Below are 1,386 nucleotides of genomic sequence, written 5' to 3'. Positions count from 1 at the left end.
TATACGATAGAAACTAATAGCAATAGTGATCGTTATGGAATGGTACTTGATCGTTACTCTGGCTCATATTGTCGATCAAATAATCAAGATATCAGTTATATCAGGCAGCTCCTTTAAAAACTGCTATACATAGCTGGTGCTAAAAACTATTCAAAATTAATAAAATTGAATCAAATATAGACAAGGAGCTTGAGAGCTCCTTGTTATTTCAAATAGATACCCAAAGCTAAAAATATTCATCTTGCATAAAACAGTTATGATTTATAACTGCCCAATTTCTACCTGCAATTCTTCTACTAAAAACAAGCTTGTCATCAAAGATGGCCGCTACAAACGAGCCTGTGACTCTCGAAAAATTCAGCGCTTCAGATGTAAAGTCTGTGGTAAGAAATTCTCTCGAGCGACTTTCTGTTTTGAAAAGTACCAAAAGAAGCGACGTGTGAATCATCGAATTTATCGCATGCTGTGTGATCGCTCTTCCATGAGAAGTATTTCTCGCGAACTCAATATCAACTACAAAACAGTCGCAAGAAAAGTTCAGTACCTGGCCGAAAAATCACGCAAAAGGCAGGGAAGGTTTTTGAAAAAACTAGAGAAGTCCCAAGTTCAAAATATGCAATTTGATGATCTGATAACTTTAGAGCATACCAAGATGAAGCCTCTAAGTGTAAGTCTTGCAGTAGACAAGAAACGCCGCTTTGTCCTTGGGGCGGAGGTTTCAAGGATTCCTGCCTTTGGTCATCTAGCCAAGAAATCAAAGAAGAAATATGGATTTAGGGAAAACCATCATGAGCGAGGGCTTAATCGCTTGATGGGAAAAATTTATCGAACAATAGATAGAGATGCTTTGATTGAATCTGATGAGCACAATACTTATCCAAAAATAGTCGCAAAATATTTTAGCTCACAAGAGCACAAACGCTACAAAGGAGGAAGATCTTGTGTGGCCGGGCAAGGTGAACTCAAGCGCCAGCACTTTGATCCACTTTTTACTCTGAATCATACATGCGCCATGTTTCGAGCTCACATTAATAGGCTAATCAGAAAGAGTTGGTGTTCGACCAAGAGAGTCGATATGCTGCAAGCGCATATCGACATCTTTATTTGTTTCTATAATTTGGATTATTTGGGTGGGCTTAGCCCCACGTAAGTGGAGCAGTTGTTAACCTTTAAGGAGAAGGTTGATTTCTCTTTGAATAGCATTAATTTCTTTATTGTTTAAATCTCGCTGAGCAAGCATAGTAATATTTTCTTTGAGTTGCTTGATAACAACAATACCCTTATCAAGTAAATAATTCGCATCACGCTTACGAAGAGATTTTAAACAGGTAATAGGGTAGATCTTATAGCGAATAATATGATCAACAAAGTATTCTTCTTCGGGTA

At 37.7% G+C, this 1,386-nt stretch carries 1 protein-coding gene and 1 pseudogene; one reads left to right on the top strand and one right to left on the bottom strand.

Annotation, left to right across the window (positions count from 1 at the left end; all coding sequences use genetic code 11):
* The first annotated feature begins 256 nt into the window (after positions 1-256).
* Positions 257-1,150, top strand: coding sequence for a hypothetical protein (locus M901_RS10720; protein WP_021278217.1), 894 nt, complete (start codon positions 257-259; stop codon positions 1,148-1,150).
* Between the two features lie 12 nt (positions 1,151-1,162).
* Here M901_RS10720 and M901_RS10715 read toward each other — a convergent pair.
* Positions 1,163-1,386: pseudogene (locus tag M901_RS10715) on the bottom strand (hypothetical protein); the annotation flags it as partial.

Source organism: Bacteriovorax sp. DB6_IX, assembly GCF_000447775.1.
Classification (GTDB): Bacteria; Bdellovibrionota; Bacteriovoracia; order Bacteriovoracales; family Bacteriovoracaceae; genus Halobacteriovorax_A.
The sequence above is the reverse complement of the archived record's forward strand: the minus strand, read 5'-3'. Positions and strand labels throughout refer to the sequence as shown.

Bases quoted from the DNA above. Each gene is read 5' to 3' on its own strand.
- M901_RS10720 (WP_021278217.1), top strand. From the start codon at position 257: ATGATTTATAACTGCCCAATTTCTACCTGCAATTCTTCTACTAAAAAC.